This window comes from Rhodococcus sp. MALMAid1271 (assembly GCF_049195265.1).
Taxonomy (GTDB): Bacteria; Actinomycetota; Actinomycetes; order Mycobacteriales; family Mycobacteriaceae; genus Rhodococcoides.
In genome coordinates this window covers 177,860-202,279 of sequence record NZ_JBMIRQ010000058.1, presented here as the reverse complement: position 1 = coordinate 202,279, position 24,420 = coordinate 177,860, and the positions used below count along the sequence as shown (strand labels likewise).

Here is a 24,420-nt window from a genome sequence, read left to right as displayed (position 1 = left end):
CGATGCGCAATCAAGGAGTCGGCTCGTGGATCTGGCGACGCAGCAGGCAGTGCCCGCTCGCGCCTGCCCTCGAGTTTCGGGGGCAGGTGTCGACCTATGCGCAACTCGACGACCGTACGACGCGTTTCGCGCACGTACTGCGCGGATTGGGTGTCGGTCCAGGTGACCGAGTGGGAATTCTCTCCACCAACCATCCCGCCTATCTCGAGGTGCTCTTCTCGTGTGGCATCATCGGAGCAATCTTCGTACCCCTCAACGCCCGGCTGACGGCCTCGGAAGTTGCGTTCGCGGTGCAGGATTCGGGATTGGCGGTCCTGGTCCACTCGACGGCGCTCGTCGCTGTCGCCGTCGGTGCGACGGAGACGGGCAGTACTCGGCGCATCGCGCTGGGGGATGAGCTCGACGCGCTGATCGCCGCTGCGGATTCCTCGCGTATCGACGAACCTGTGGTGGGTGAGGACCTGTGCTTCGTCATGTACACCTCCGGTACGACCGGGAAGCCCAAGGGTGTCGTGATGACGCATGACAACGTGCTCTTTGCGGTCCTCAATGCAGTACTCGATCTCGATCTGTGCAGCGACGAGGTCGCCCTGGTCTGCGCTCCGCTGTTCCACACCGCCGCACTGGACATGGTGGCCCTTCCGACACTGTTCAAGGGCGGAGCAGTGGTGATCGAGGAGGGCTTCGATGCTCGACGAGTTCTCGATGTCGTCGAATCGCGTTCGGTAACCTACACATTCGGTGTTCCGACGATGCTGGATGCGCTCGTGGCTCATTCGATGTGGGCAGAGACCGATCTGTCGTCGCTGAGGAGGGTCGTGGTGGCCGCTGCGCCGGTGCCGGCGCGAACGTTACGTGCGTATTCCGAACGCGGAGTGAAAATGTGTCAGGGCTACGGGCTGACCGAAAGTGGACCGGGTGCAACGATTCTCGCATCTGTCGATGCCGAACGTAAGATAGGTACCGCGGGGGTGCCACACACGTTCACCGACGTGCGGATCGTCGACGCACTGTCGGAGCCGGTCTCGCCCGGCGAGCGGGGAGAAATTCAGATTCAGGGCCCCCACGTGATGAAGGAGTACTGGGGTCGCCCCGACGCGACCGCGGATGTCTTCGACGACGGATGGCTTCGCACCGGCGACATCGGAATCGCCGATGCAGAAGGGTTCGTCACCATCGTCGACCGCCTCAAGGACATGATCATCTCCGGCGGCGAGAACATCTACCCCGCCGAGGTCGAGGCGGCACTGCTCGAGCTACCCGGTGTCGAGAGCTGTGCGGTGTTCGGTGTGCCCGACGACAAGTGGGGCGAATCGGCGGTGGCCGCGATCACCGTCAGCGAGGGAACTCGGGTGGCACTGGACTCGCTGGCCGAGGCCCTCGGTGGCCGGCTCGCTGGATACAAAATTCCCAAGCGGTACGTTCTGGTCGACGAGATCCCCCGCAATCCGACGGGCAAGATCCGAAAGAACGTTCTGCGAGAGCAGTATTCGGCATCGATGCCGAACCGGCCCGGCTGACCCGGACTCCCCGCAGGCCGAACCGTCGACATCGGCGACGGTTCGGCCAGGTGCGGGGCTAGGCTCGGATTCTCGACACGATATCTGCTGCGGTGCGATGACCCATTCGCACTGCGCCGTCGACGTGTTGGTAGCCCTCCGCAGCGATGTCCGAGCACGAGAAGTGAATCGGACCGACAGGAGTGCGACTGTCCTTGCCGTACCGATGCAGTCCGCCGAGATCGAAGCTGGCCGCGTACGCCCCGCGGGTCCATTCCTCCGAACCCCAGTCGGACTCGTAGTACACCACCGGTTCGGTTGCCTTCGGCCCCAGGTAGCGCGCGATGGATTCGAGGATCGTCGCGCGGCGCGTCGACTCGTCCAACTCGAACATCGCATCGGCCTTGGCATCGGAGACGAATCCGACGAGAGTGCCACGGCTGTCCTGATGATTGGTGTTGTCGTAGACCTCTTGCACAATTTCGGACGCACCGAACCCTGTGCCCGAGAGCCCGTCCGCGCGCCAGAACGCGGTGTCGTAGACGGCGTGGACCTTGATGACCAGACCCAGCGACTGATGCTGGTGCATCTGATGTTGGCGTCGCGGCAACGGCGGGTCGTAGGAGATACGTGAATACAGATTCGGCGGAACGGCGAGGACGACGCGCGTGGCGATGACCTCGAGGTCGCCGTCGGCCAGTACCACCGCTCGATCGGGGTTCCACCGGATCGTCCGTACCGGGGCGCCGAGAAACACGTCGTCGCCGAGGGCAGCCGCCATACGGATCGACACCTGCTGCATGCCGCCGACCACGCGCTTGTCCAGAATGAAGTTCTCGTCCACCAGGTGCGAGAAGGAACCTGCCGAGGCCGCCATCAACACCGCCTGCAGAGCGGAGAACGCGTGCGCAGGTTTGGTCAACATGCCACCGGCGATGAACATGCCGATGTTCGCACGTGCCTCCGGGTCGTCGGACTGGCCGATCAGCCACTGCTCGAACGAGATGGTGTCCAGTTCGCGGGCGAGAGGGTGCGCCCACGGCTCCTCGGGGCCGACCTGATCGGCCAAGTCGTCGAGCAGGGCGATGAGGCGATCCATTTCCTTGTTCGTCGTCTCGTCGACGGGGAACGAATCACCCGAGTAGCGGGTGCGCTCGCCTGCGGCAGAGATGTAGACCGACTCGCCCTCGCGGTATCGGTCGAAGGTGTCGAGGCCGAGCTCGTCGATCAAGGCGATGAGCGACTCCTGGTCGGGAGAGACCCACTGACCGCCGATCTCGAGGGACGCGCCGTCGATGGTCTCGGTCCAGGTGCGTCCGCCGACCCGGTCGCGTGCCTCGATCACTGCCACCGACAGCCCCGCCTTGCGTAGTTCGGTGGCTGCGGCAAGGCCGGATGGACCGGCCCCGACAATGGCGACGTCACGTTTCAGGGTGGGCACTGTCGAGCTCCTCGGGTTGCGGTACTTCGGTTTCGGCCGATCTCAACTCGCATTCTTTCGCGGACCGTCTGCGAGCACATGCGCCGAAGTGGCTACTCCTCGGCGGTCGCACGCTCCATTTCGGACAGTCCGAGCCGGCACTGCGATGCTCCGCGCCTGCGAACTGAAACGCCGCTGTCAGGTGCCGCAGAAGGTCTGAAATCCGGCACTGAAGCTCGCTGGGGCCGGCGCGGCGTAATCGGACCGTTCGGCGCGGTAGCCGAACGGTGTGGTGACGACGTCGAGCAGTTGCTCGAAAGGCTCGAGATCGCCCTCGGTGGCAGACCTGAGGGCAGCGTCGAGCAGATGATTGCGGGGAATGTACGCCGGATTGACCCGATCCATACCGTCGGCGATCGACGCGAGGTCCTGATTCGTGTCGGATACCGCAGTGCGCCAACGGTTCAACCAGGTCGACGACGCGTCCGGCGGAATCAGCGCCGCCAGCGGTGCCGAGTGTCCGCGTAGTTCGTCGGCGAGGGCACGAAAGGCAAGGGTCCAGTCGGCGCGGTGTTCGGTGAGCAGCCGATGCATGTCGTCGATGAGAGCGGCGTTGTCGGCGGTGTCGTCCAGGCCCAGCTTGGCGGCCATCGCGGCAGAATAGTGCAGCCGATAGCGCTGCCCGAACGTGTCGAGGACGGCAGTGAGTGCCTCGATCGCAGTGTCCGGTGTCGAACTCACCAGCGGCAACAGGGTTTCGCCGAACCGGGCGAGATTCCATCCGAGGACCGCGGGTTGATTGCCGTAGGCATAACGTCCGCCGTGGTCGATGGAGCTGAACACCGTCGCCGGTTCGTAGGCGTCGAGAAAGGCACACGGTCCGTAGTCGATGGTCTCGCCGGAGATCGTCGTGTTGTCGGTGTTCATGACTCCATGGACGAATCCGACCGACATCCACTGTGCTACAAGCGATGCCTGCGCTTCCACGACGGCCTCGAAGAAGGCGAGGTAGCGATCCTCGGTGGGCAGCTCGACGAGCTCCGGGTAGTGCCGGGCGATCGCATGATCGGCGAGGGGCTGCGTGAGTCCTTCACGCCGGGCCGCGAATTCGAAGGTGCCCACGCGCAGATGGCTGGCGGCCACTCTGGCGAGCACCGCGCCTGGCTGCGGAACGCCATCTCGCCGTACGTGTTCGCCGGTGGTCACCACGGCGAGCGAGCGCGTGGTCGGGATGTGCAGAGCGTGCATCGCCTCGCTGATCAAGTATTCGCGCAGCATGGCTGCCACCACCGCACGTCCGTCGCCGCCGCGCGAGAACGGCGTGGCACCGGAGCCTTTGAGATGCAGATCCACGCGACGGCCTCGATCGTCGTGCAGTTCGCCGAGAAGCAACGCTCGACCGTCGCCCAGTAGCGGTGCGAAATTGCCGAACTGGTGTCCCGCGTAGGCCATCGCCACGCCGACGTCATCGGCCGGTGGAGTCGACCCGGACAGCACCGCGGCACCGTCGTCGCTGCGCAAGGAAGCCGGGTCGAGTGCAAGCGAATGCGCCAGATCCTCGTTGAGGACCAGCACACGAGGGTCCGGCGAGCGCGTACCCTGCCACGGCACTGTCACACCGGGAACCTCGTTCGCCAGCGTTGCTTCGAACCCGAACGCGGGCCCGATCGTGCTGGGGGCTGCCGGTCCGGTCGACGATTCACTCATGGGTGAAGGGTAGCCACGAACCGCGGTCCCCAATCCCGGTGCAGGTCGGCGACCGAAGTCCCGCGAGGTCGATCAGAGGTGGACCGCTGCCGGTAGGCCGGTGCCCGGGTTCCTCGCGAGCGCCGCGTCCCCGGCAGCGGCATCGAAGCGGATGTGCACGCGTCCGTCGTCGCCGTCCACGGACACTCGCGCCCGTACTCGATACACCTTGGCGATGAGTTCCTCGGTCAGCACCTGCGCGGGTGGACCTCCCGCGACGATCTTTCCGTCCTGAAGCACCAACACCTCGTCGCAGAACATCGCGGCCAGGTTCAGGTCGTGCAGTGCGACGATGCAGGTGATCGGTAGCCGAGCGACGAGGGCCAGCAATTCCAGCTGGTGATGGATGTCGAGGTGGTTGGTCGGCTCGTCGAGCAACATCTCGCGGGGCTGCTGAGCGAGCGCGCGGGCAATATGCGCCCGCTGCTGCTCACCGCCGGAGAGCGTTCGCCACAATCGATCCGCTTTGTCGGTGAGTCCGGTCTGTGCGAGCGCATCGTCCACTGCGTCGTCGTCCAGTTCGTTTCCGCCGAAGGCCCCGCGGTGCGGGATCCGTCCGAGTCGGACCACGTCGCCGACCGTCACGTCGACGTCGGTGTGCGCGTGCTGTCCGACGACCGCGACGGCGCGCGCGATGTGTTTGCGTTTGAGCGAACCGAGATCGGTGCCGTCCAGTTCTACGACGCCGGAGGTGGGCGACGCCGCCCCGGCCAGCAGGTGCAGCAGCGAGGACTTACCGGAACCGTTGGGCCCCAACAGCCCCACTGTTCGGCCGGGCGCGGCGTGCAGCGTCACACCGTCTACCACCAGAGCGCCGCCTCGCTTCCAGGACACGTTCGACGCATGCAGAGTCATCGAATTCCTCTCTTGCGAGCCATGATTGCGATGAACGCGGGAACCCCGACCAGTGCGGTCCCCACGCCGACCGGCAAAGGAGTAGGGGCGAACGCGACTCGCGAGACGGCGTCCACCCACACCATGAAGATCGCGCCGATGACGGCAGTGGTCGGCACGAGGCGGCTGTGGTTGGGCCCCACCAGCAGCCTTGCTGCGTGCGGAAGAATGAGGCCGACGAAACCGATGGCACCGGCCACGCTGACCAATGTCGCGGTGATCAGCGCGGTGCCGACGAGCAGTGCCAACCGTACCTTCTGGACGTCGAAGCCGAGCGATGATGCCACCGAGTTGCCGAACGCGAATGCGTCGAGCACGTACGCGTAGTAGCAACACACCACTGCGCCGACGCCTGCCACGGTCACACACAGCACGACGTCGTTCCACCGCACGCCCTCGAACGATCCGAGCAGCCAGAACATCACGCCGCGGGTCTCGTCGGAGTCCGCGAACGCGAAGATCACGAACGAGGTGAGCGCAGAGAACAACTGGGTGGTCGCGACACCGGCGAGGATGACGCGGTCGTGTCCGCTCCCGGACATGCGGGCGAGGAAGAGCACCAGGGCGAACGCGACGAGCGCGCCGATGAACGCACCGCCGGACAGTCCGAGAGCGGCACCGCCGACTCCGAGTACCCCGACCACGACCGCTCCCGTCGATGCACCCGAGGACACTCCGAGCACGAACGGATCTGCCAACGGATTGCGCAGCAGCGACTGCATCACCACTCCGCAGATGCCGAGTCCGATGCCACTCGCGGCGGCGACGAGCGCTCGGGGTAGCCGTTCCTCCCAGACGATCGCGTTCTTCGACACCTTCACCGGCACATCGGTGATGCCGAGATGATTGAGCACCACATCGCGCACGTTGACCAGTGAGATGTTCGCCGGCCCGAGGGTGATGGCGACGAGAATCGACACCACGCACAGCACGAGACCGCCCAGCAGGGCCAACGTCCACCGCCACAGATGACGGGAGGCCTGCGATCGCTGGGTGGAGCGCCTGGGGGCGATGGTCGCGGTCAGGACGACAGTCCCAGGTCGCGCAGTCCGGCCGACACCTTCTCGGCACCGTCGACGGTCCGGATCGACGGGTTCATCTCCGCACCGTGCAGCGAGATGTAGCGCTTGTCGCGGACGGCGGCCAACGTGCTGGTGACGGGATCGGACTCGAGGAATGCGATCTTGTCGGCGAGGAGGTCGCCGGGAAAACGGTTGCGCGCCAGGTCGCCCAGGACGAGGACGGTCGGATCCCGATCGACCATGGTCTCCCATCCGACGGCGGGCCAGTCGTCGTCGGTATCGGCGAAGACGTTCGTCGTACCGGCCGTGCGGGCGAACAGATCGGCCGATCCTCGCCCGCCTGCGATGTAGGGACTCTTGGTGTCTGCGAACCAGAATGCCATGGAGACATCCGATTTCGCCGTTGTCGCGGTGGCGTCGGCCATGCGGGTCTTCAGCTCGTCGACGAACTCGGCACCGCGCTCGTTGACGTCGAAGATCGCCGCGAGTTCGGTGATCTCCTGGTACAGCGACTCCATGGTGAGCGGCGTCGTTCGGGTGTTGCCCCCGTTGATGCTGCGACCGGCATCGCAGTCGGTGGGTGAGAGGTAGGTGGCGGCGCCGGTTTCGGTGAAGCGTGACCGCTGAGCGACGCCGCCCTGCTCGAAGTGACGTCCGAACGATGCGGTGACGAGGTCGGGTTCGGTATCGACCACCACCTCGTAGGTCGGTGCGTTGTCGGCCAGCCGGGGAACCGAGGCGTTCGCGTCGGCGAGGTTCTCACGGACCGGATCGGTCCAGGACGCTGTGCCCACCATGCGGTCCTGCACGCCGAGGGAGAGCAGAATCTCGGTGGAGTTCTGATCGAGCGAGACCACTCGTTGCGGGGCGGAGTCGAAGGTGACCGACTCGCCGCAGTTCTCGATCGTCAGCGGATACGACGTCCCGCCATCGGTGGCCACGGCCGTCGCATCGGGTACCTCCTCGGACGCTCCGCATGCGACGAGCGATCCGGCCATGGCAACCGCGGCGGCGAGGGTTCCCGCACGGCGACGAGCGTTGAGCACTTCAGGTGTCCTTCGGTCGAAGACAGCAACGAGCCGCCGGGGAGTGCCCGACGGCGGTACGCACCGAGGTGCGTGTGAGCCCAGGCTAACCTTTGGTTGGCGGTGATGGAAATCGTCGCTTCCGAAGAATCCGGCACAGAACCGGTCCGCGGTGCCGTAGAGCGCGGCACAATAGCGCTGTGACCGACTTCAACCAGATGATCATCGAGGAGTTCCGCGAGAACGGCGGGCATGTATCGACCGCTGGGTTCGGCGACGCCCTCGTCGTCGTGCACTCGATCGGTGCCAAGAGTGGGGAGGTCCGGCTGAATCCGTTGATGGCGATTCCCGAGGAGGGCAGCTGGTTGATCGTCGGCTCGGCAGCCGGTTCACCCAGGGACCCTGCCTGGGTTCACAATCTGCGCGCACACCCGTCCGTCGACATCGAGGTGCCGGTGGACGGCGCAGTGCAGACCGTCGCGGTGAACGCCTCGGAAGTCCCCGATGCCGAGTGGGACGGAAGTTGGCAGAAGTTCCTCGACGCGTCCTCCGGATTCGCGAAGTACGTCGAGACCGCCGAGGGCCGTCGATTCCCGATCTTCCGCCTCACTCCCGCCTGAATCGGGCCTAACGCACCGCAGTGAGTCCGGCGACCTGTGCGGCGATGCGCTCGCCCACCGCGTGCGTTTGCGCAGCGAGTGCCTCTCGGCTTCTGGTGTCGGTCTCGTGCAGGAACGTCGTCGAACCTACTGTCGCACCGCAGTATTCGACGATTCCCCGTTCGATCTGTGTTCGGAAGGCGGCCTCGATGCCGTGACGGGCGAAGCTGTCGGCGTCGTCGCCGGCCAGGGACACCAGGTGGACGGTGAGACGATCGAGTTTGGTGGTGAAGCCGCCGTCGGCGCTCATCTCGTAGGCCCATCCGTTGACGAAGACGCGGTCGATCCACCCCTTGAGTAGTGCCGGCATGGACCACCAGTACATCGGGAAGACCAGGATCAGGTGCTCGGCCCGGTCGATTCGTTCCTGTTCGGCGAGCACGTCGGCGGGCGTGGGGTGGGTGCCTCGGAAGAGGCCGAGGTCGGTGCCGGTGAATCGCGGATCGAAGTTCTCCGCCGCGAGATCGGCCGTCTCGACGGAGCCTCCTGCGGTGCGGATCGCGTCCGTGACGGAGCGAGCGACATGGTGGGTCAGTGAGTCGGGGTCGGAATGGGAGACTACGACGAGTGCGGTCATGGTTGATTCCTTCGATGGGGCGAAACGGCTATGTACCAAGAGTAGGTTACTATTCGTATATAGCGCAAGGAGGTTCCGGATGGCCCGGACGCGACTGTCTCGCTCCGACCGATACGAACAGTTGGTCGAGGTCTCCTGGGCCCTCGTCCGAGCCGAGGGTGCCGACGCACTGACCCTCGGCCGGCTCGCCGAGCATGCAGGCGTCGCAAAACCCGTGGTGTACAGCCACTTCGCCTCGCGGGCAGAACTTCTGGCCGCACTCTTCACAGAATTCGACGACCGGCAGACGGCCATGCTCGAGGAATCGCTGCACGCCGCGCCCACGTCGTTGAACGGACGCGCACGCGCGATCGCCAACTCGTACGTGGGCTGCACCTTGGCACAGGGGCGCGAACTGACGGGTGTGCTGGCGGCATTGGAGGGCTCACCCGAACTCGAACGGGTCAAGCGAACGGCCGAACGGGCGTACTCGGATCGGTGCCGGTCGATTCTCGAGCCGTTCAGCGGCTCCGGAGGGATCTCCGCGTCGTCGATCACCGCGATCTTCGGTGCAGCCGAAGCGCTGTCGCAGGCGGCGGTTTCGGGTGGCATCGCACCGGAGGAAGCGACAGATGAACTGACCGAGTTGATCATCGCCGTCGTGGGCAAACTCTGACGCAGAAGCTCACTCCGCTATGAACATCGGCCTACCGACAACCGGATCGGCCACTACTCGGGCTCGGATCTCGAATACGTCGTGGAGCAGCGTCGGCGTCACGACGTCGCGGGGATGACCGTCGGCGACGATGGCACCAGCGCGCATGGCCACGATTCGATCGCAGTACCGCGCAGCTTGATTGAGATCGTGCAGCACCATCACCACCGTCTTGCCTCGATTCCGGACCAGGTCGACGACCAGTTCCAGCACGTCGATCTGATGACGAACGTCGAGATACGTGGTGGGTTCGTCGAGCAGTAGGATTCCGGTTTCCTGCGCCAAAGCCATTGCTAGCCACGTGCGTTGACGCTCCCCACCGGAGAGCGAATCGACAGTGCGGTCGGCGAGGTGTTCGATTCCGGTCGAGGACATCGCCGTGTGCATGGCCTCGTCGTCATGGCGTCTGAGCATCGACAGTGCACCGAGCCTCGGATACCGACCTTGTTCGACGAGTTCTCGGACGCGCAGCCCCGGCGGTGCGACCGCCGTCTGGGGCAGGATCGCCAGTCGTCGAGCCGTCTCGATCGCCGATCGATCACGCAGCGGACGGCCGTCCAGCCGTACCTGTCCGTGTCGAGGTGCCAAGACCCTGGCCAGGGCCATCAGCAGCGTCGACTTGCCGGATCCGTTGGGGCCGACCAGCGCAGTGACCGTTCCCTTCTCGATCGCGATGTCGAGGTGCTCGGATACCGTTCGATTGCGATATCCGAGCGCGAGGTCCACGGCCTCGAGAATCGGAATGGTGACGTCCACCGTCATCGGGTGTCCTTTCTGATCAGCCAGATGAGATAGGGAGCCCCGACGAGGGCTGTCACTGCACCGACCGGCAGCCCCGATACATCTGGGCCGCTACCGGGGATGTCGATCGACGCGCTGAAGGCAAGGAGGTCCGCGGCGGACAGGAGCACTGCACCGCCGATCATGCTGACCGGAATCAGTCGCCTGTGGTCCCCGCCGAGCGCGACACGGGCGGCGTGCGGTGCGATCAAGCCGACGAACGCAACGGCGCCGGTGGCGGTGACCGCTGTTGCCGTGGCCGATATCGCGATGGCCAGCAGTAACATTCGGGTTCTCCGAGTGTCGATTCCGAGGCCGGTGGCCCTCTCGTCGCCCAGGACGAGCGCATTCGCCCGTGACGCACAGAGCATCCCCGCAGGTATCAAGACGATTGCCCAGGGCCACAGCCAGTTCCAATCGCCCATGGTCCTGGCGTTGAGAGAGCCGATCAGCCATCGAAGGACGACGCCCATCGGTTGTGCGTCGACGACGAGCAGCAGTGATGTCACTGCGGACAGGACGGCACCGATGAGGATTCCCGCGACCGCCAGGGAGCGTCGGCCCAGTAGGTACAGCGCCGTTCCTGCGAATGCGGCACCGAGTAGTGACGCCAGGGGAGCAGCACCGGAGGCGGGGAACACCAGAATCGACACCACAACGCCCAGTGCCGCACCGGATCCCACCCCTGTCGTCGACGGTTCGGCCAGCGGGTTGCGCATCACGGCTTGCAGCAACACTCCGGCCAGTGCCAGCAGGGCTCCGGCGACCAACCCGACGAGCACTCGTGGAAGTCGGTAGTTCAGGACGATGATCTCGTGTGCTCGCACCGGCGAGGTGCCGGTCAATGCCCTGATCACCTCGGCCACTGCGAGTTCGCTTCGCCCCGAAAGGAGGTGAAGCATCACCAGTACGGCGATGCACATCATCCCGATCGCCACGAGGTGTCGACACTTCATCGCGTGGCGGCCTGTCGGTGCAGTGCTACGAGCAGTGCCGGGACGCCGATGAGCGTCGTCGTGATACCCACGGGAATCTCGATCGGATACAGCGCGATTCGCGAGGCCAGGTCTGCGGCGGCGAGCAGGACTGCGCCGACGATGGGTGTGAGCAGGAAGACTCGCCGTGAACTGGTCGTGTTCAGCATCCATCGAGCCAGATGAGGGGCGAGCAACGCCACATACGCAACCGGGCCGCACACCGATGCAACCGCGGCGGTGAGCGCAGCGGCGCACACCAGCGCGGTCAGTCGGGTCGGCACCACGGAGATACCGAGTCCCGCAGCCACATCGTCCCCGAGTGCAAGGGCGGCGACCCGATGCCGCATGAACAGAGCGACCGGGATGAACACGGCGAGCCAGGGCGTCACGACGCCGAGATGGCTCCACCCTCGCTCCCCGAGACTGCCGAGCAGATACCGGAAGAGCAGGGGAAGGTTCCCTTCGGTGCCGAGGCTCACCAGTGCAATGACCAGTCCCGATGCGAGTGCGCTCACCGCCGCCCCGAGTAGTACCACCCGGTGCGGGTCGCTGGTGGGTCCGACGGTGGTGATCACCGCACATCCGGCGGCAACTGCGCCCAACAGCGCCAGATAGGGAAGTGCTGAGAGCGGAACCGAAATCGAGAACACGGCAACGGCCGTCATCGCGACGGCTGCGCCGGAGGACACACCCAGAATCTCCGGACCGGCGATTCTGTTGCGCAGTACATCCTGCATCAATGCTCCCGCGAGGCCGAGTGCCGCACCGCTCACCAGGCCCAACAGCACGCGCGGAAGTCGGATGAGCGCAACGTGCGCATGAACGGGGTTCGCCGGGTCGGCAATGGCACGGAGGGCGCGCAGGGGATCGAGGGTCGGCTCACCCAGGCACAGAGCCGCCACGATCACCGCGACGCAGGCGCAGATACCCGCAGCATGAACCCCTCTATCGGTAATGGTTATCATTTCGGACACATCATTCTGTAAAGGAGTTCCCATGCGCAAGTTGTCCGGCTCTTCGCTCTGGTTCGGCGCACTCGCAAGCTCGGTGCTGGTGCTGGCGGCCTGCAGTACTGCCGATGCGGGCAGCGCCGACGCTGCATCTGCCATCTCGGTCACCGACGACAGCGGAGCGGTGATCGAGCTCGATGCACCGGTCGAGCGAATCGCGTGTCTGACGCTCATGTGCGTCGACGCCCTGAGGGAGGTGGGCATGACCCCGGTCGCCTACCGCGAGGAACTTGCGACCGACCCCCGATACGCCGGGCCGGATGCCGACATGCGCCCGATCACAGGCGGGTTCGGTGAGGAGAACGTCGAGGACATCGCGCTCTCGGAACCGGACCTCGTCATCGGACTCGGTGGCGTACAGGACGGCTTGCGCGGTGCCGTCGAGGATGTAGCACCGATGTATCTGGTGAACCCGGCATCCTGGCAGGATTCGGTCGATTTCCTGCGCACGATAGGGCTTTTGACGGATCGGCAGCAACAGGCAGACGCCGCCGCCGAGGAGTTCATCGCAGAGGTCGATGCGGCCGCAGGGAAGTGGCGGGGTCTCACCACCCTGTCGATGTACGGCGAACCGGCCAGTCTCGGAGTCGATTCCGTCGCTACCCCCGTAGGGTCGCTGCTCGCGGAGGTCAGTGACTATCCGTGGCAGGCGGGAACCGATGCCTTCGCCACGGTGTCGGTGGAGCAGATTGCGTCGGCGGATCCGGATGTGATTTTCGCACAGGCATTTTCATCGGGTTCCGACAGTGAGCCCCTCTCGGACCGGCTGGCGAGCAATCCGTTGTGGTCGGGCCTGACCGCTGCTCGCAACGATCGGGTGATCGAGGTGGACGCCGGAGTGTGGGCGACCGGGCGCGGAACGATCTCGTTGCTTATGGTGCTCGCCACTGTGACAGCGGAACTCGAGAACTCGTGACAGCTTATTGAAAATGATTGTCACTTGACGTAGGGTCGGATTCCTCGACGATGTCGAGTCCATGAATCGGTTGCCCGGCAATCGATTTGACCATCGAAAAAGGAGAACCATGAACGACAACGAGCTGTTCCGTTCGATCCAGTCACCGGTATCCCTGGCGACGCACTCCGCGGGCCACAGCAACGCACTGGTCGAGAATCCCTTCGAGGAAGCCGAGGACTGATCTCGGTGGGGTCTGCACATCACGATGTGCAGACCCCGGCCGGGTTGCCGCCATGGAACTCACACCCAGAACCGAACTGTACGAATCCGATTCAGGGTTCGTACTCCGCACCGCCGACGACGAACACTTCGCACTCGCACTCGACGGCGAGGAGTTCGACCAACTGGCACGGGCGTTGGCCGGCACCGAGGACGCGATATCCGGCAAGCCGAAGGCGGCGCTGTCCGCTCTACTCGCTGCCGGCCATGTCGTCCCCGATCCACCGACCGAGAACGTTGCGGTGCTCGGCAGCGGCTCCGTCGCCGCGGCGCTGCTGGAATTGCTGCGGCGCGTCGGTGTGAACTCATGCCGCACTGCGACCCGGTCGATCACGGTCAGTGACGACGGCATCGAGACGCTGGGGTCCGCCGGGTCGATCGCGTGCTTCCGTGACGGCAATCTGTATGTCCTCGTACCCGAGGTGGTCCGGCTGAAGGATGTCTCGATGCGGCGCTCGGCCTCCCGTCGGCACCGGCATCGAATCGAGGAGGGGTACACCCCTCGGGTGGGTGGGCGGCGACTGATCTCGCCGATTCATCCGGTGTCCGGGGCCGCGGCCGAATTCCTGGCTGCTCAGGTCATGGCCGAGTTCATCGGACCCAGGGTCGATCACAGCGTCACGGCGATTGACCTGCGTACGCTCCGAGTGACTCGGCATCCGATTCTTCCGGTGCCGGAACCACCTCGATGACACCGCACGAGTATCGAATCGGCGGACTTCGTACCTTCGTCGTGGAGGCGCGAGATCCGCGTGCAGTGCTGTTGCTCCGTACCCCGTACAACAGCGAGGCCCACCTCGCCGAGGCCACGGGTTGGGCCGAGCGCGGATTCACCACCGTCGTACAGGACGTGCGCGGCCGATACGGCTCTGCCGGGTCGTTTCGACCCTATTGCGGTGAAGGGGCCGATGGCCTGGCCTGCATCGAGTGGATCACCGCCAGAGCGTGGTGGCTGCAGGCCCCGGCCCTGTTCCTCTACGGCACCTCCTACGGAGCGCACTGTGCCACCGAAACAGTCTTCGCTGCAAGCGAATTCGATTCGATTGCCGGAGTATCCGTGGTGGTGCCCGCGCTGGGACTGGGGGAGACGGCGCGGAATCGAGACCGGGCCTTCTACCTGGAGTCTCGTCTGGGCTGGTGGTCCGAGCACGGCGACGCTGCCCACTCGCGCACGAGTTCGGCATCGCCCGGTCTGCTCGAGAGGCTGCCGGTGTCCGACATCGGATCGTCCTCGAGCGCGCCGATACCCTCGTGGCACTCCGTCCTGGCGGCGCGACGGTCCGATGCCGAGCGCGCCGCCGTCGTTGCAGCACAACACTGTCCGCTGCTGGCACAAGGCGGGACCGCGGACTGGTTCACCCAGGACACCATCGACCTCTGGTCGTCCTGGGGCGGCCCCTCGGCGCTCGCACTCGGACCGTGGGACCACTGCATGCGGGGATCGAATCGAGCCGGACGCATGAACGAGTGGCTGGGTGCTGTGCTCGACGGTCGGCCGTGGACCGGAGCGCAGCTGTACGGTCACCCCGATGGTCCGCTCCGACTGCACCGGTGGCCGAGCGATCGGAAGGCGATCGAGTTGCCCGGTGGCAGCTTTCTCGCAGACCCTCTGCAGCCCTTTCCTTCCCACGCGCCCGGCATCGATGTCCGCGGCCTGGCGAGCCGATCGGATTGCCTCGTCCGTCCGGTGCCGTGGCAAGCGGGAGCCGTCGTCGGCACACCCGTGGTGCGCATCGACGGCGGAAACAGCGACCGGCATTGGGGTGCGATGCTCGTCGCTCATCGACGCGGCGGCGAGGTGGAGCACCTGACCCAGGGCATGTCCCTCGGCTCTGTCGTTCACCTCGCGCCGTTGTCCACACACATCCACGAGGGAGAGGAACTGACACTGATGATCTCGGCACACGCCTTCCCACGATATGCCCGCGATCTGCACACCGACGAAGACCATCTGTACGGAAGCCGAGCGGTGCCGATGCATCGCACCGTGCGAGGCATCGAGCTGGAGATGCCCTCATGAGCGAGGTCTGTTTCGGCGCAGACGATCTGGTCGATCCGTTCACCGGACTGATCCGTGCGCTGCATCCGGTCGACAGACTCGACGGCATGCCGCAGCGGTACGTCGGATTGACGGCGGAGATCGCCGATACCCGCGCGCTCGGGAACTGGCCGTGCGACCTGGTGTCCCTCGGTACCACCTTCGCCGATCCCGCAGGTGCCCGGATAGCGGCGATCGGCGAAGCGGTGGAGCGGTACTGCGGAAACTACGTACCGAACACTCTGCGCTACGCAACGCCGGCGGAGCTGCGCGCCGAAGGCATCCGACATTGGGGCAACGCGACATTGGAGTTCTTCGCGCCCTGGCAGCTGAACTCGCCAGGGTTCCCCTTCGAGCGCTTCACCGAGAACACACGCGTCGCCTGGGTCGACGGGGTATCGGACGACGGGGGATGTGTCGCGATTCCGGCCTCGTACGTGTACCTGAACTGGCGCGGTGGATCTCGCAGGAAGGACCCGTGGATCCACCACCTGAACTACGCAGGCATCGCCACAGGACAGGGGCTCGACGATGCGGCCACACGCGGCCTGCTCGAGCTGGTGGAGCGAGACTCGCTGTCGCTGTGGTGGCACCTGAACCTGCCTGCCCGGGGCATAGATCCGGCATCGGTGCCCGGCCTCGCGGCAGACCTCGGTGACTCACGACTGCGGTGTCATCTCCTCGAGCTGCCGTCGTACTTCGGAGTTCCGTTGGTAGCGGCGGTTGTTCACGATGTCGAACTCGGGATCGTCGCAGGCGGTTTCTCGGCGAAGCTGGATCCGGTGGAGACGGCTCGCAAGGCGGTTCTCGAAGCGATCCACAGTTGGGTGTTCACTCGAGGGCTGCTCGACGCGGACGGCTGGGTGTTCGGATCGATGCGGGCCGGGGTGCTGTCACCGGGCCTGTATCTGGATCACCGCGCCGATCGCAGTTACCTCGACGCCGCCGGAGCACGCAGTGAGCACATCCGCGACCTGGGCGCACAGGCCCAGGTGTGGCTCGATCCGCGGACTCAGGCCGCCTATCTTCCCCGGTTCACGCATCCGGCGGAGACGGTGTCGATCGACGCGCTTCCTCACGGCACCGCCGACGGCATGCGGAGCGCACTCGCGACAGCGGGCCACGAGGTGGTCGTCTGTGACATCACCACCTCGGACGTGGCGTCGACGCCACTGCGGGTGGCCCGGGTCTGCGCCTCCGGCTTGATTCCCAACGCCCCGGCCGCATTTCCTTACTTCGGGCTACCCCGGTGGCGTGAGATCGCCCGACGGTACGCACCCGATTGCGACCTGGCCGATCCGAACACGCTGCTGCTCGCTGCGCCCCCGAGCCTGTGACCGCCTTTCAGCGTTTCGTCCTGGCGCGGGCGGTCGCCTGGATCGGCAACGCGATGTCCACGGTTGCCGTGCCGATGCTCGTCTACCAGTTGAGCGGCTCGCCCCTGCTCTCCGGCGTCGCCTTCGCGGTGGAGTCGTTGCCGTACCTGATGTTCGGACTGATCGCGGGTGCACTGGCCGACAGGTACGACCGTCGTGCGGTCCTGCTCGCAACTCAACTGGCCAGTGCTCTGGCCCTGGCCAGCATCCCGGCGGCCCATCTGATGGCATCGGTGACGGTTGCACACCTGATGATCGTCGCGTTCATCGTCTCGACGCTGTTCGTGTTCTTCGATGCCGCGTCGTTCGGCGTCGTACCGGCTTTGGTCGGACGCCATCGGATCGCGGACGCGACGGGCACACTCGTCAGTGTCGGCACGGTTATCGGGATCGCGGGTCCGTTGCTCGGCGGAATTGCCGCGACGACTCTCGGTCCGCCGGGTGCCATCGCGATCGACGCACTGTGTTTTCTCGTCGCGGCGATGGTCACCTCGACGGTTGCGCTACCAGCGGCATCGGCGTCGGCTCCGGGCGGTCTCGATCTCGGCGCGTCCATCGTCGAGGGGTTGGCGTTCATTCGGCGTCACCGGGTGGTGCGGGCCCTGACGACGGTCGGCGTCGGGGTGAGTATCGCCAACGGTGTGGTGGTGGGACTGATGGTGGTCGTCGGCGTTCGGCAGCTCGGTCTCGAACCCGAGGATGCGAGAATCGGATCGCTCTATGCAGCAACGGCTCTCGGCGCATTCCTGATCAGTCTTGTCAGTGCGCGCATCCAGCGGGTGGTCGGCACCGGTGTGATCACCTGTCTCGGGGTGGTGGTGGCCTTCGTGTCTGTACTCGCCTGGTCCATCACGGGAGTGCTTGTGGTGTCTCTGCTGCTCCTGGTCGTCTATCAGGCCGCCAACACCATGATCGTCGTCAACGGCATCGTGGTTCGTCAGTCCGTCACACCCGACCACCTGCAGTCCCGAGTGAACACCACGGCGCGGATGATCGCGATGGGTGGCACTCCTGTCGGGGCTGCTGCAGGCGGGGCTGTTGCCGGTAACATCGGTGTGACCGCGGCCGTCGGACTCGGGGCGGGCGCGCTCGCTCTCGCCGGGGCGGCGGCCCTGTGGCTCGGGGTGCCGCGGTTACCCCTGCTTGCCGCCCTCGTCGAGTCCGCCGAGCGCGAAAGCCAGGAGCGGAACGGACAATTGGTCCAGGCGGAGCATGTTCGAGATCTCCGCGTCGTAGAAGCCGGAGATTGCACAGCACGCCAATCTCAGTGCCGTCGCGACCAGATAGAGGTTTTGCGCGACGACGCCGGCGTCGATGTGAAGGGTGCGGTAGTGGCGTGCCGAGTATTTGATCAGGGTTCGGTCGAGGCGTCCGACGAGAATGACGACGAACGGCGCCCGCCGCGCGAATTGTGGCTGCACAAGGCATGATTCGAGCGCGTCGATGCACGGTCCGGTGCCGGTTCTGCTCAGCACATGTCGATGTGGATCGAAGAGATAGGTTCCCGAGCCGATCTCACCTGTGCGGCGGAGGGCAACCAGATGCAGGTCGATCGATTCGAGGCCACCAGCAGTCGGGTTCATGCGGAAGGTGTGCGGCGTGCCGTCCGGCCGCTCCACTCGCCGGCCGGGCCCCGTGGCCGACCGAAGAAGAGTCGAGAGCTGGCGCGGGTCCATGTCCGCGAATCGATAGTGCGAACGACGGTCACGCAGTGCTGTGTCGAGCGGCATCGGTGGCAGTGGCAGTGGCGGGAGCAGCGCCCACGTCCCGTCTGCTGCAGGCACCGTCGGAAGAACACCGCGGGTGCCGCGATCGACGAGGCATCGGTGCACTTCATGGACGCGCGCGACCGCGGAATCGAGCGAGTCTTCGGCCATGGAGCCCGACTCTAACGAACACGGTAATCAGTGTCGACAAGGACTGCTGGGTATCTGAATCCCGTGTGGTTTCTACGAGCCGCAGTGCACGGCGGGAAACCGGGTTCGCAGTGCGGTCAGTTGGCGATGCAGCTCGTAGAGGGCCTGCTTGTGCGCCTGCGTTTCGCCGCCGTGCCACTCATGGCTACGAGCGTCGCCGACGCGCAATGCCGTGCGCGCGAGCTGCTCGGACGCCTCCACGCGACTCGATGCAGCCGCGATCTCGACGTTCAGCATGTCGGCGAACACCCGCGCCTGAGCCACGTCCGAATCCTCTGCCATATGTATCCACTTTCGATCTCGCGGCTCGACCGTTGACGATTCGAGTACCGAGGATCAGGATAACCATCCGAAAAAAGACCGCCGGTCCGGCTCCGGAGTCCGAGGATCTGTTTCGGATGCCTGGTCTACTACGCGGCGTAGTCGGTAGTAGGATCCCGTTCATGTCTGCCACCACGGATGGATTCGCGCCCCTGCGCGGTGCCTCCGTGGGTGCTCTGTCTGCCCTGGTCACGGCAACAGCACATACCTTCGGCGGCGGGATGTTCCCCTCCGACGCGGCGATCGTGATGCTGGTGCTCGTGTGCGCGGCGGTCGGATATGCGACATCGGCGACACCGAACACGGCGGCACCCCGAGCGCAGCTCCTGGTTGTGCTGGCCTCAGCTCAGGCGATCGGACACCTGCTGCTCACCGCCGTCGACGGTCACCATCACGGTCCGATGCTCGGTCAGCAGATGCTGGCTGCCCACGCCGTTGCAGTGGTGGTCGGGGCGCTGGCCATCCGCGGAGCGGAGCACGGAATCCGGCGTGCCATCACCTCACTTCGGAGGGCCCTTCCGCTGTTGGCAACCCTCGTCGTCGACGAGAATCGCATCAGCCCACCGTTCCCGGTCTACCGAGTTCCGCGCTCCTACCGACTGCTCGACCTCTCCGGCTGTGGAAATCGAGGACCACCGGCTCGAACTGCCTGAGCACAGCCCGATCTCATACCCGCCCGTGCCGTTCGGTCGTCGGGTAATGGGCTGTTGCCGCATTCGACACCGCACATCGCACTCTCGGTGACGCGCGCCGCCTCCGTGCGGCCCGATCCGTCCTGCGATGCCACCTCGCGCACATCCGCGCGCCCGCATTACTCACGAAACGAGTTCTCGTGTCCACACCGGAATTGGAACGCATCGCCGATCCTTCCCCGCCCACCCGTCCGACCATTCCCCGCAGTTGGCGTCCGCTGATCCTGCGGCTGCACTTCTACGCGGGCATCCTCATCGCACCGTTCATCCTGATCGCCACCATCAGCGGCGGCCTGTACGCCGTCGCACCGACCATCGAACAACTGATGTATCGGGACTACCTGCACGTCGACGCCGCAGGCGCGGCCGCGCCGGTGTCGGATCAGATACGAGCCGCCCAGGCCGAAAGACCCGACCTCACCGTCGCCGCAGTGCGCCCCGCCGCCGATCCCGGCGACACGACGCGGGTGATGTTCACCGACCCCACCCTCGGCGAATCCAAGCGGCTGGCCGTCTTCGTCGACCCCGCCACCGCGATGACCATCGGCGAACTACCGGTGTACGGCTCGTCCGGCGCATTGCCGGTGCGCAGCTGGATCTCCGAACTCCATCGACACCTGCACCTGGGCGAGCCCGGTCGCCTCTACAGCGAACTCGCCGCCTCGTGGCTGTGGGTGATCGCGCTCGGCGGCGTGTTCCTGTGGTTCGAGCGATATCGACGCAACCCTGACAGGGCACGTCTGTTCACCTTCGATCGACGGTCGAAGGGACGCAACCGCTCGTTGAACTGGCACGGTGTAGCCGGAATCTGGATAGCGGTGGGTCTGATCTTCCTGTCGGCCACCGGGCTCACGTGGTCCACCTACGCGGGAAAGAACGTCAGCGACCTACGGGCGGCGATGAGTTGGACCACCCCGACCGTCACGAAGACGATCGGTTCCTCCGGCGCAGCGACGGCGGGGGATCACTCCGGTCACGATGGTCATTCGATGGATATGTCGACCGACGCGTCGACGGCCGACTTCAATGTCGGACGGATCGATTCGGTGCTCGACATCGCTGCAGCCAACGGCATCGACGGGGCGGTGGAGGCATCGATTCCGGCGGCGGAGGACGCGGCCTTCGTCGTCGCCCAAACCCGTCAGCCCTGGGTGATGTCGAACGATTCCATCTCGATCGACGGCAGCACCGGCGCGGTGGTCGACATTTCGCGCTTCTCCGACTGGCCGCTGGCAGCCAAGTTGTCGGCCTGGGGCATTCAACTGCACATGGGGACACTGTTCGGCGTGGCCAATCAGCTTGCGCTCCTTGCACTCGCAGTCGCGTTGGCATCAGTCATCGTTCGCGGGTACATGATGTGGTGGAAACGCCGTCCCACCAGAGCGAGCGGTCTGAGCGCGGGTCGGCCGCCCCTCCGTGGCGGTATTCGCCGCATCTCGCCGGTCTCGGCCGTCGTACTGGCCGTCGTTGCGGGTGCCGTCGGGTGGTTCGTCCCGCTGCTCGGCCTGAGCCTGGTGGCCTTCCTCGCGGTCGATGTGGTCCTCGGCTCGATCAGTCGAGCGCGGACCCGAGCGGCCGTAGTACATGATTCCCAACACGAAAGCGAACTCGTATGAACCTCTCCCGACGTACTTCGATGCTGGTGGCTGCCCTGTCGGTCACCGGTCTGATACTCACCGGATGCTCGAACAGCGATGGCTCCACCGAGACTGCCGCGAAGGAGTCCGATTCCGTTGTCGTGCGCGAGCAATGGGTCAAGGCCGCCGATTCCGGCATGACAGCTGCCTTCGCCGAACTACAGAACACCGGAGACACCGATGTGCACGTGGTCGGAGCGTCGTCTCCTGCCTCGAGCCGAATGGAATTGCACGAGATGGCAACTGGGGCCGATGGTGCGATGGTGATGCGGCCCAAGGAAGGCGGCTTCGTCATTCCGGCAGGCGGCACACATGTGCTCGCCGCGGGCGGTGATCACCTGATGTTGATGGACGTCACCTCGCCGCTGACCCCCGGAGCCGATGCCGAAGTCACGCTCGAGTTCGAGGATGCGTCGACCACGACGTTCACCGCACAGGTTCGCGACTTCTCCGGCGCCCAGGAGAACTATCAGCCCGGAGGGATGAACATGGACGGATCGACGACATCGGCACCGGCGAACGGTGGGTGAGCACGAAAACCGGTTTCCACGCTCGATGAGCCGGCGACGCCTCCTCGGTGGAGGCGTCGCCGCGCTCGGCGTCGCGGGCGTCGGAGCGGCGACCGGCTACGGGATCAACGACCGTCGCGCCGAGGCGGCTGCCACCGGAAGTGACACGGTGCCGTGGCGCGGGCTGCATCAGGCCGGAATCGATACCGTTCCACCGCAGGCGCACTCGGCCTTCGTCGGGCTGAATCTGCGCAGTCGCGTCGGGCGTGCGGAGCTGATCGGGATCTTGAAGGTCTGGACCGAGGACATCGGACGGTTGACTGCCGGTGCACCGGCGCTGGCCGATACCGAAGCAGAGTTGGCCCTTCGGCCCGCGCGTCTGACGATCACCGTCGGACTCGGTCCCGGTGTGTTCGATGCGATCGGATTACCGGATCGACGACCGTCCTGGCTGGCCCCGCTCCCGGCGTTCGAAATCGACCGTCTCGAGCCAGAATTCACGGGTGGCGATCTGATACTGCAGGTGTGTTCCGATGATCCGGTCACCGTCGCGCACGCGGTGCGGGTGCTCACCAAGAACGTACGTTCGTTGGTGACCATCGCCTGGACCCAGCGTGGATTCCGTCGAGCGCGTGGTACGGAGCAATCGGGCACCACGATGCGCAATCTGATGGGACAGGTGGACGGCACGGTCAATCCGGCGGCTGGGAGCACCGACTTCGACACCCTGGTCTGGGACGACGGCAGCGATCAGCCGTGGATGCAACACGGAACGTCGATGGTGTTACGGCGCATAAGAATCGAGATGGACACCTGGGACGAGCTGGATCGACCCGGGCGGGAATTGTCGGTGGGGCGAACTCTCGATACCGGTGCCCCACTGACCGGAGCCAGTGAATTCGACGAGGCCGATTTCGACGCGACCGACCGATTCGGCATACCCGTCATTCCGCCGTCCTCGCATATTGCGCGCGCTCGGCACACCCGAGAGGACGAGCGCATCTTCCGGCGCGCGTACAACTACGACGATCCACCTGATCCCGGTTCGGTGTCGAACTCCGGGCTGTTGTTCGCGAGCTATCAGCGCGATGTACTGACCCAGTTTCTGCCGATTCAGCAGCGTCTCGATGCATTCGATGCGCTCAACGAGTGGACCACACCGATCGGGTCTGCGGTGTTCGCGATACTGCCGGGAGTGGCCGAGGACGGCTATCTGGGCCAGAGCTTGCTCGAGTAGACGCACCGGGGTGTTCACGATCGTCTCTGGCCGGCGGGATCGAAGCAGCCGGAGTTCGATCGTGAACAACCAGGTGCGCTCAGGCCGGTACCAGAGTCCTGTTCACAGTGGACAGCGCCAGACCCATGCTGGTGGTCATGCCTATCCCGGTGGTGACGGTGACGATGTGCACTCCATCGACCGGCTCTTCGAGCAGGAACTCCGAACCCGGTGCCGAACAGTACGTCCCCTGCCACCGCTCGGTGACGTCGATGTGGTCGACTCCGAACAGCGCCCGAGCTTCGGTGAGCAGTACCTCGAAGCCGTCCTCGCTCTGGAAGGGGGAGGCGGTGATCTCGCGAACGTGTGTGTCGCCGAGCAGGATCGACCCGTCTGGTTGGGGGGTGTACATCTGGTGCAGATCGAGCTCGACGTAGTCGGGATACTCGGCTTGCAGACGAGCGGCGACGTCTGCGACGGCGGGGAGGTTCTCGAAACCCGAGTACCGGAGCAGCGACCAACCGGTGAACAGCGGCGTGGGTAGCGGCGCACGCAGCGGGAGTGCGGCGCGCATCATGTGCAGCCGACACCGCACCAGCCCGCCGCGTTCGGCGTACTCGGGGAACAGTCGATCGATGTCGTGGTTGACGGTGACGAACGTGGTGCCGGCATGCAGGTCGCCGCGTGAGGTGCGGACGACGCCCGGTGCGAACGACGTTGCAGCGGTGCGCCAGTGGAAATCCACTCCGGCGGTCTCGAGCCAGCGTGCGATTGCGGGCGCAGCAGCACGCGGGTCCACCTGCACGTCCTGCGGAAGATACATGCCGCCGACCACATCGGTGTCGGCAAGAGGGAGTCGGCTCAGCACCTCGGTGCGGTCCAGTAGTTGTACCTGCTCCTCGCCGCGCAGTTTGGCGAACTGCTCGAGCACCGCGAACTCGTCCTCGTGCCGGGCTACGCAGTGTGTTCCTGATTCGGCAGCCCAGAATCCCGCTGTGCGGGCGAGGTCGAGCCAGTGACTGCGGCCGACTCGCGCGTAGTCCAGTGCGGTGCCGGATTGCGCTGTGATGCAGGCATGTCCGAAGTTCTGCACCGAGGCGCCTGCGACGCGATCGGCATGATCGACCACCGCCACGGTGAGACCGCGCCGATGAGCGTGATAGGCGTGTGCGAGACCGACGATGCCGGCCCCGACGACCACGACGTCGTATGTCGATATCATCAGTGGCGTCTTC

Annotated in this window: 24 protein-coding genes and 1 pseudogene; 13 read left to right on the top strand and 12 right to left on the bottom strand. The window is 65.4% G+C overall.

All coding sequences use genetic code 11. The features are described 5' to 3' along the window. Positions 1-2 precede the first annotated feature (2 nt). Positions 3-1,520: an acyl-CoA synthetase gene (locus tag ACOQFP_RS07490; RefSeq protein WP_421583917.1), complete on the top strand. Its 1,518-nt coding sequence runs from the start codon at positions 3-5 to the stop codon at positions 1,518-1,520. 58 nt (positions 1,521-1,578) lie between these two features. Here ACOQFP_RS07490 and ACOQFP_RS07485 read toward each other — a convergent pair whose 3' ends face one another. The 5 genes from ACOQFP_RS07485 to ACOQFP_RS07465 all read right to left on the bottom strand — a co-directional run bounded on the left by ACOQFP_RS07485 (position 1,579) and on the right by ACOQFP_RS07465 (position 7,579). After that, positions 1,579-2,940, bottom strand: a complete 1,362-nt coding sequence (locus ACOQFP_RS07485) for a flavin monoamine oxidase family protein (protein WP_421583916.1) — start codon at positions 2,938-2,940, stop codon at positions 1,579-1,581. A gap of 177 nt (positions 2,941-3,117) precedes the next feature. Beyond that, on the bottom strand, positions 3,118-4,626 hold the full coding sequence (locus ACOQFP_RS07480) for a protein adenylyltransferase SelO (protein WP_421583915.1): 1,509 nt from the start codon (positions 4,624-4,626) through the stop codon (positions 3,118-3,120). 72 nt (positions 4,627-4,698) lie between these two features. After that, positions 4,699-5,520: an ABC transporter ATP-binding protein gene (locus ACOQFP_RS07475; protein WP_421583914.1), complete on the bottom strand. Its 822-nt coding sequence runs from the start codon at positions 5,518-5,520 to the stop codon at positions 4,699-4,701. Beyond that, positions 5,517-6,482 carry a FecCD family ABC transporter permease gene (locus ACOQFP_RS07470; RefSeq protein WP_421583943.1) on the bottom strand — a complete coding sequence of 322 codons (966 nt, stop codon included), beginning with the start codon at positions 6,480-6,482 and terminating at the stop codon, positions 5,517-5,519. Before ACOQFP_RS07470 ends, ACOQFP_RS07475 begins: the two co-directional genes overlap by 4 nt. A 98-nt stretch (positions 6,483-6,580) precedes the next feature. Further along, positions 6,581-7,579 carry an ABC transporter substrate-binding protein gene (locus tag ACOQFP_RS07465; RefSeq protein WP_421583942.1) on the bottom strand — a complete coding sequence of 333 codons (999 nt, stop codon included), beginning with the start codon at positions 7,577-7,579 and terminating at the stop codon, positions 6,581-6,583. A 227-nt stretch (positions 7,580-7,806) separates the two neighbouring features. On the opposite strand from ACOQFP_RS07465, the gene ACOQFP_RS07460 reads away from it, so the two are divergent. After that, positions 7,807-8,226: a nitroreductase/quinone reductase family protein gene (locus tag ACOQFP_RS07460; RefSeq protein WP_206492131.1), complete on the top strand. Its 420-nt coding sequence runs from the start codon at positions 7,807-7,809 to the stop codon at positions 8,224-8,226. Between the two features lie 7 nt (positions 8,227-8,233). Here ACOQFP_RS07460 and ACOQFP_RS07455 read toward each other — a convergent pair whose 3' ends face one another. Continuing rightward, the gene (locus ACOQFP_RS07455) at positions 8,234-8,842 is read right to left on the bottom strand and encodes an NAD(P)H-dependent oxidoreductase (protein WP_206492132.1); all 609 of its coding nucleotides are present in this window, start codon (positions 8,840-8,842) and stop codon (positions 8,234-8,236) included. Positions 8,843-8,921: 79 nt separating this feature from the next. Between ACOQFP_RS07455 and ACOQFP_RS07450 the strand changes: the two genes are divergently transcribed. Then, a complete protein-coding gene (locus tag ACOQFP_RS07450) occupies positions 8,922-9,497 on the top strand; it encodes a TetR/AcrR family transcriptional regulator (RefSeq protein ID WP_206492133.1) in 576 nt (191 codons plus the stop codon). 9 nt (positions 9,498-9,506) lie between these two features. Here ACOQFP_RS07450 and ACOQFP_RS07445 read toward each other — a convergent pair whose 3' ends face one another. From ACOQFP_RS07445 to ACOQFP_RS07435, 3 genes are read right to left on the bottom strand one after another with little or no spacing between them, the layout of a single operon-like run. Next, positions 9,507-10,298: an ABC transporter ATP-binding protein gene (locus ACOQFP_RS07445; RefSeq protein WP_421583913.1), complete on the bottom strand. Its 792-nt coding sequence runs from the start codon at positions 10,296-10,298 to the stop codon at positions 9,507-9,509. Beyond that, positions 10,295-11,254 (bottom strand): iron ABC transporter permease, encoded by a 960-nt coding sequence (locus tag ACOQFP_RS07440; RefSeq protein WP_341245356.1) that lies wholly within the window; start codon positions 11,252-11,254, stop codon positions 10,295-10,297. The genes ACOQFP_RS07445 and ACOQFP_RS07440 overlap by 4 nt, the downstream gene beginning before the upstream one ends. A gap of 14 nt (positions 11,255-11,268) precedes the next feature. Beyond that, positions 11,269-12,258: a FecCD family ABC transporter permease gene (locus ACOQFP_RS07435; RefSeq protein WP_421583912.1), complete on the bottom strand. Its 990-nt coding sequence runs from the start codon at positions 12,256-12,258 to the stop codon at positions 11,269-11,271. 31 nt (positions 12,259-12,289) lie between these two features. On the opposite strand from ACOQFP_RS07435, the gene ACOQFP_RS07430 reads away from it, so the two are divergent. The 6 genes and pseudogenes from ACOQFP_RS07430 to ACOQFP_RS07405 form a co-directional block, all read left to right on the top strand. Continuing rightward, entirely contained in the window at positions 12,290-13,219 is a 930-nt protein-coding gene (locus tag ACOQFP_RS07430; protein WP_421583911.1) for an ABC transporter substrate-binding protein, read from the top strand. Positions 13,220-13,328: 109 nt separating this feature from the next. Continuing rightward, positions 13,329-13,442 (top strand): streptamidine family RiPP, encoded by a 114-nt coding sequence (amiA, locus tag ACOQFP_RS07425; RefSeq protein ID WP_254924168.1) that lies wholly within the window; start codon positions 13,329-13,331, stop codon positions 13,440-13,442. Between the two features lie 52 nt (positions 13,443-13,494). Beyond that, positions 13,495-14,172, top strand: a complete 678-nt coding sequence (locus tag ACOQFP_RS07420) for a hypothetical protein (protein ID WP_421583910.1) — start codon at positions 13,495-13,497, stop codon at positions 14,170-14,172. Further along, entirely contained in the window at positions 14,169-15,500 is a 1,332-nt protein-coding gene (locus ACOQFP_RS07415) for a CocE/NonD family hydrolase (protein WP_421583909.1), read from the top strand. Before ACOQFP_RS07420 ends, ACOQFP_RS07415 begins: the two co-directional genes overlap by 4 nt. Beyond that, a complete protein-coding gene (locus tag ACOQFP_RS07410; RefSeq protein ID WP_421583908.1) occupies positions 15,497-16,855 on the top strand; it encodes a YcaO-like family protein in 1,359 nt (452 codons plus the stop codon). Before ACOQFP_RS07415 ends, ACOQFP_RS07410 begins: the two co-directional genes overlap by 4 nt. After that, positions 16,852-17,970 (top strand): annotated as a pseudogene (locus ACOQFP_RS07405) (MFS transporter); the annotation flags it as partial. The gene ACOQFP_RS07410 and the pseudogene ACOQFP_RS07405, both read left to right, overlap by 4 nt. A gap of 57 nt (positions 17,971-18,027) precedes the next feature. Here the strand turns inward: ACOQFP_RS07405 and ACOQFP_RS07400 are convergent. Next, entirely contained in the window at positions 18,028-18,570 is a 543-nt protein-coding gene (locus tag ACOQFP_RS07400; RefSeq protein WP_421583941.1) for a SagB family peptide dehydrogenase, read from the bottom strand. Positions 18,571-18,843: 273 nt separating this feature from the next. Continuing rightward, positions 18,844-19,092 carry a hypothetical protein gene (locus ACOQFP_RS07395; RefSeq protein ID WP_421583907.1) on the bottom strand — a complete coding sequence of 83 codons (249 nt, stop codon included), beginning with the start codon at positions 19,090-19,092 and terminating at the stop codon, positions 18,844-18,846. A 161-nt stretch (positions 19,093-19,253) separates the two neighbouring features. Between ACOQFP_RS07395 and ACOQFP_RS07390 the strand changes: the two genes are divergently transcribed. From ACOQFP_RS07390 to ACOQFP_RS07375, 4 genes are all read left to right on the top strand, one after another. Beyond that, positions 19,254-19,784, top strand: a complete 531-nt coding sequence (locus ACOQFP_RS07390) for a hypothetical protein (protein ID WP_206492136.1) — start codon at positions 19,254-19,256, stop codon at positions 19,782-19,784. Between the two features lie 179 nt (positions 19,785-19,963). After that, positions 19,964-21,439: a PepSY-associated TM helix domain-containing protein gene (locus tag ACOQFP_RS07385; RefSeq protein ID WP_421583906.1), complete on the top strand. Its 1,476-nt coding sequence runs from the start codon at positions 19,964-19,966 to the stop codon at positions 21,437-21,439. After that, complete coding sequence (locus ACOQFP_RS07380; RefSeq protein WP_421583905.1) at positions 21,436-21,990, top strand: copper chaperone PCu(A)C; 555 nt, start codon at positions 21,436-21,438, stop codon at positions 21,988-21,990. Before ACOQFP_RS07385 ends, ACOQFP_RS07380 begins: the two co-directional genes overlap by 4 nt. A 25-nt stretch (positions 21,991-22,015) precedes the next feature. Further along, entirely contained in the window at positions 22,016-23,206 is a 1,191-nt protein-coding gene (locus ACOQFP_RS07375) for a Dyp-type peroxidase (RefSeq protein WP_421583904.1), read from the top strand. A gap of 79 nt (positions 23,207-23,285) precedes the next feature. On the opposite strand, the gene ACOQFP_RS07370 is transcribed toward ACOQFP_RS07375, so the two are convergent. Beyond that, complete coding sequence (locus tag ACOQFP_RS07370) at positions 23,286-24,407, bottom strand: TIGR03364 family FAD-dependent oxidoreductase (RefSeq protein ID WP_421583903.1); 1,122 nt, start codon at positions 24,405-24,407, stop codon at positions 23,286-23,288. Positions 24,408-24,420 lie beyond the last annotated feature (13 nt).

Excerpts from the sequence above, each read along its gene's own strand:
- ACOQFP_RS07490 (WP_421583917.1), top strand. The coding sequence starts at position 3 with ATGCGCAATCAAGGAGTCGGCTCGTGGATCTGGCGACGCAGCAGGCAG.
- ACOQFP_RS07480 (WP_421583915.1), bottom strand. The coding sequence starts at position 4,626 with ATGAGTGAATCGTCGACCGGACCGGCAGCCCCCAGCACGATCGGGCCC.
- ACOQFP_RS07475 (WP_421583914.1), bottom strand. The coding sequence starts at position 5,520 with ATGACTCTGCATGCGTCGAACGTGTCCTGGAAGCGAGGCGGCGCTCTG.
- ACOQFP_RS07465 (WP_421583942.1), bottom strand. The coding sequence starts at position 7,579 with ATGGCCGGATCGCTCGTCGCATGCGGAGCGTCCGAGGAGGTACCCGAT.
- ACOQFP_RS07455 (WP_206492132.1), bottom strand. The coding sequence starts at position 8,842 with ATGACCGCACTCGTCGTAGTCTCCCATTCCGACCCCGACTCACTGACC.
- ACOQFP_RS07450 (WP_206492133.1), top strand. The coding sequence starts at position 8,922 with ATGGCCCGGACGCGACTGTCTCGCTCCGACCGATACGAACAGTTGGTC.
- ACOQFP_RS07445 (WP_421583913.1), bottom strand. The coding sequence starts at position 10,298 with ATGACGGTGGACGTCACCATTCCGATTCTCGAGGCCGTGGACCTCGCG.
- ACOQFP_RS07435 (WP_421583912.1), bottom strand. The coding sequence starts at position 12,258 with ATGATAACCATTACCGATAGAGGGGTTCATGCTGCGGGTATCTGCGCC.
- ACOQFP_RS07430 (WP_421583911.1), top strand. The coding sequence starts at position 12,290 with ATGCGCAAGTTGTCCGGCTCTTCGCTCTGGTTCGGCGCACTCGCAAGC.
- amiA (WP_254924168.1), top strand. The coding sequence starts at position 13,329 with ATGAACGACAACGAGCTGTTCCGTTCGATCCAGTCACCGGTATCCCTG.
- ACOQFP_RS07420 (WP_421583910.1), top strand. The coding sequence starts at position 13,495 with ATGGAACTCACACCCAGAACCGAACTGTACGAATCCGATTCAGGGTTC.
- ACOQFP_RS07415 (WP_421583909.1), top strand. The coding sequence starts at position 14,169 with ATGACACCGCACGAGTATCGAATCGGCGGACTTCGTACCTTCGTCGTG.
- ACOQFP_RS07410 (WP_421583908.1), top strand. The coding sequence starts at position 15,497 with ATGAGCGAGGTCTGTTTCGGCGCAGACGATCTGGTCGATCCGTTCACC.
- ACOQFP_RS07400 (WP_421583941.1), bottom strand. The coding sequence starts at position 18,570 with ATGGACCCGCGCCAGCTCTCGACTCTTCTTCGGTCGGCCACGGGGCCC.
- ACOQFP_RS07395 (WP_421583907.1), bottom strand. The coding sequence starts at position 19,092 with ATGGCAGAGGATTCGGACGTGGCTCAGGCGCGGGTGTTCGCCGACATG.
- ACOQFP_RS07390 (WP_206492136.1), top strand. The coding sequence starts at position 19,254 with ATGTCTGCCACCACGGATGGATTCGCGCCCCTGCGCGGTGCCTCCGTG.
- ACOQFP_RS07380 (WP_421583905.1), top strand. The coding sequence starts at position 21,436 with ATGAACCTCTCCCGACGTACTTCGATGCTGGTGGCTGCCCTGTCGGTC.
- ACOQFP_RS07375 (WP_421583904.1), top strand. The coding sequence starts at position 22,016 with ATGAGCCGGCGACGCCTCCTCGGTGGAGGCGTCGCCGCGCTCGGCGTC.
- ACOQFP_RS07370 (WP_421583903.1), bottom strand. The coding sequence starts at position 24,407 with ATGATATCGACATACGACGTCGTGGTCGTCGGGGCCGGCATCGTCGGT.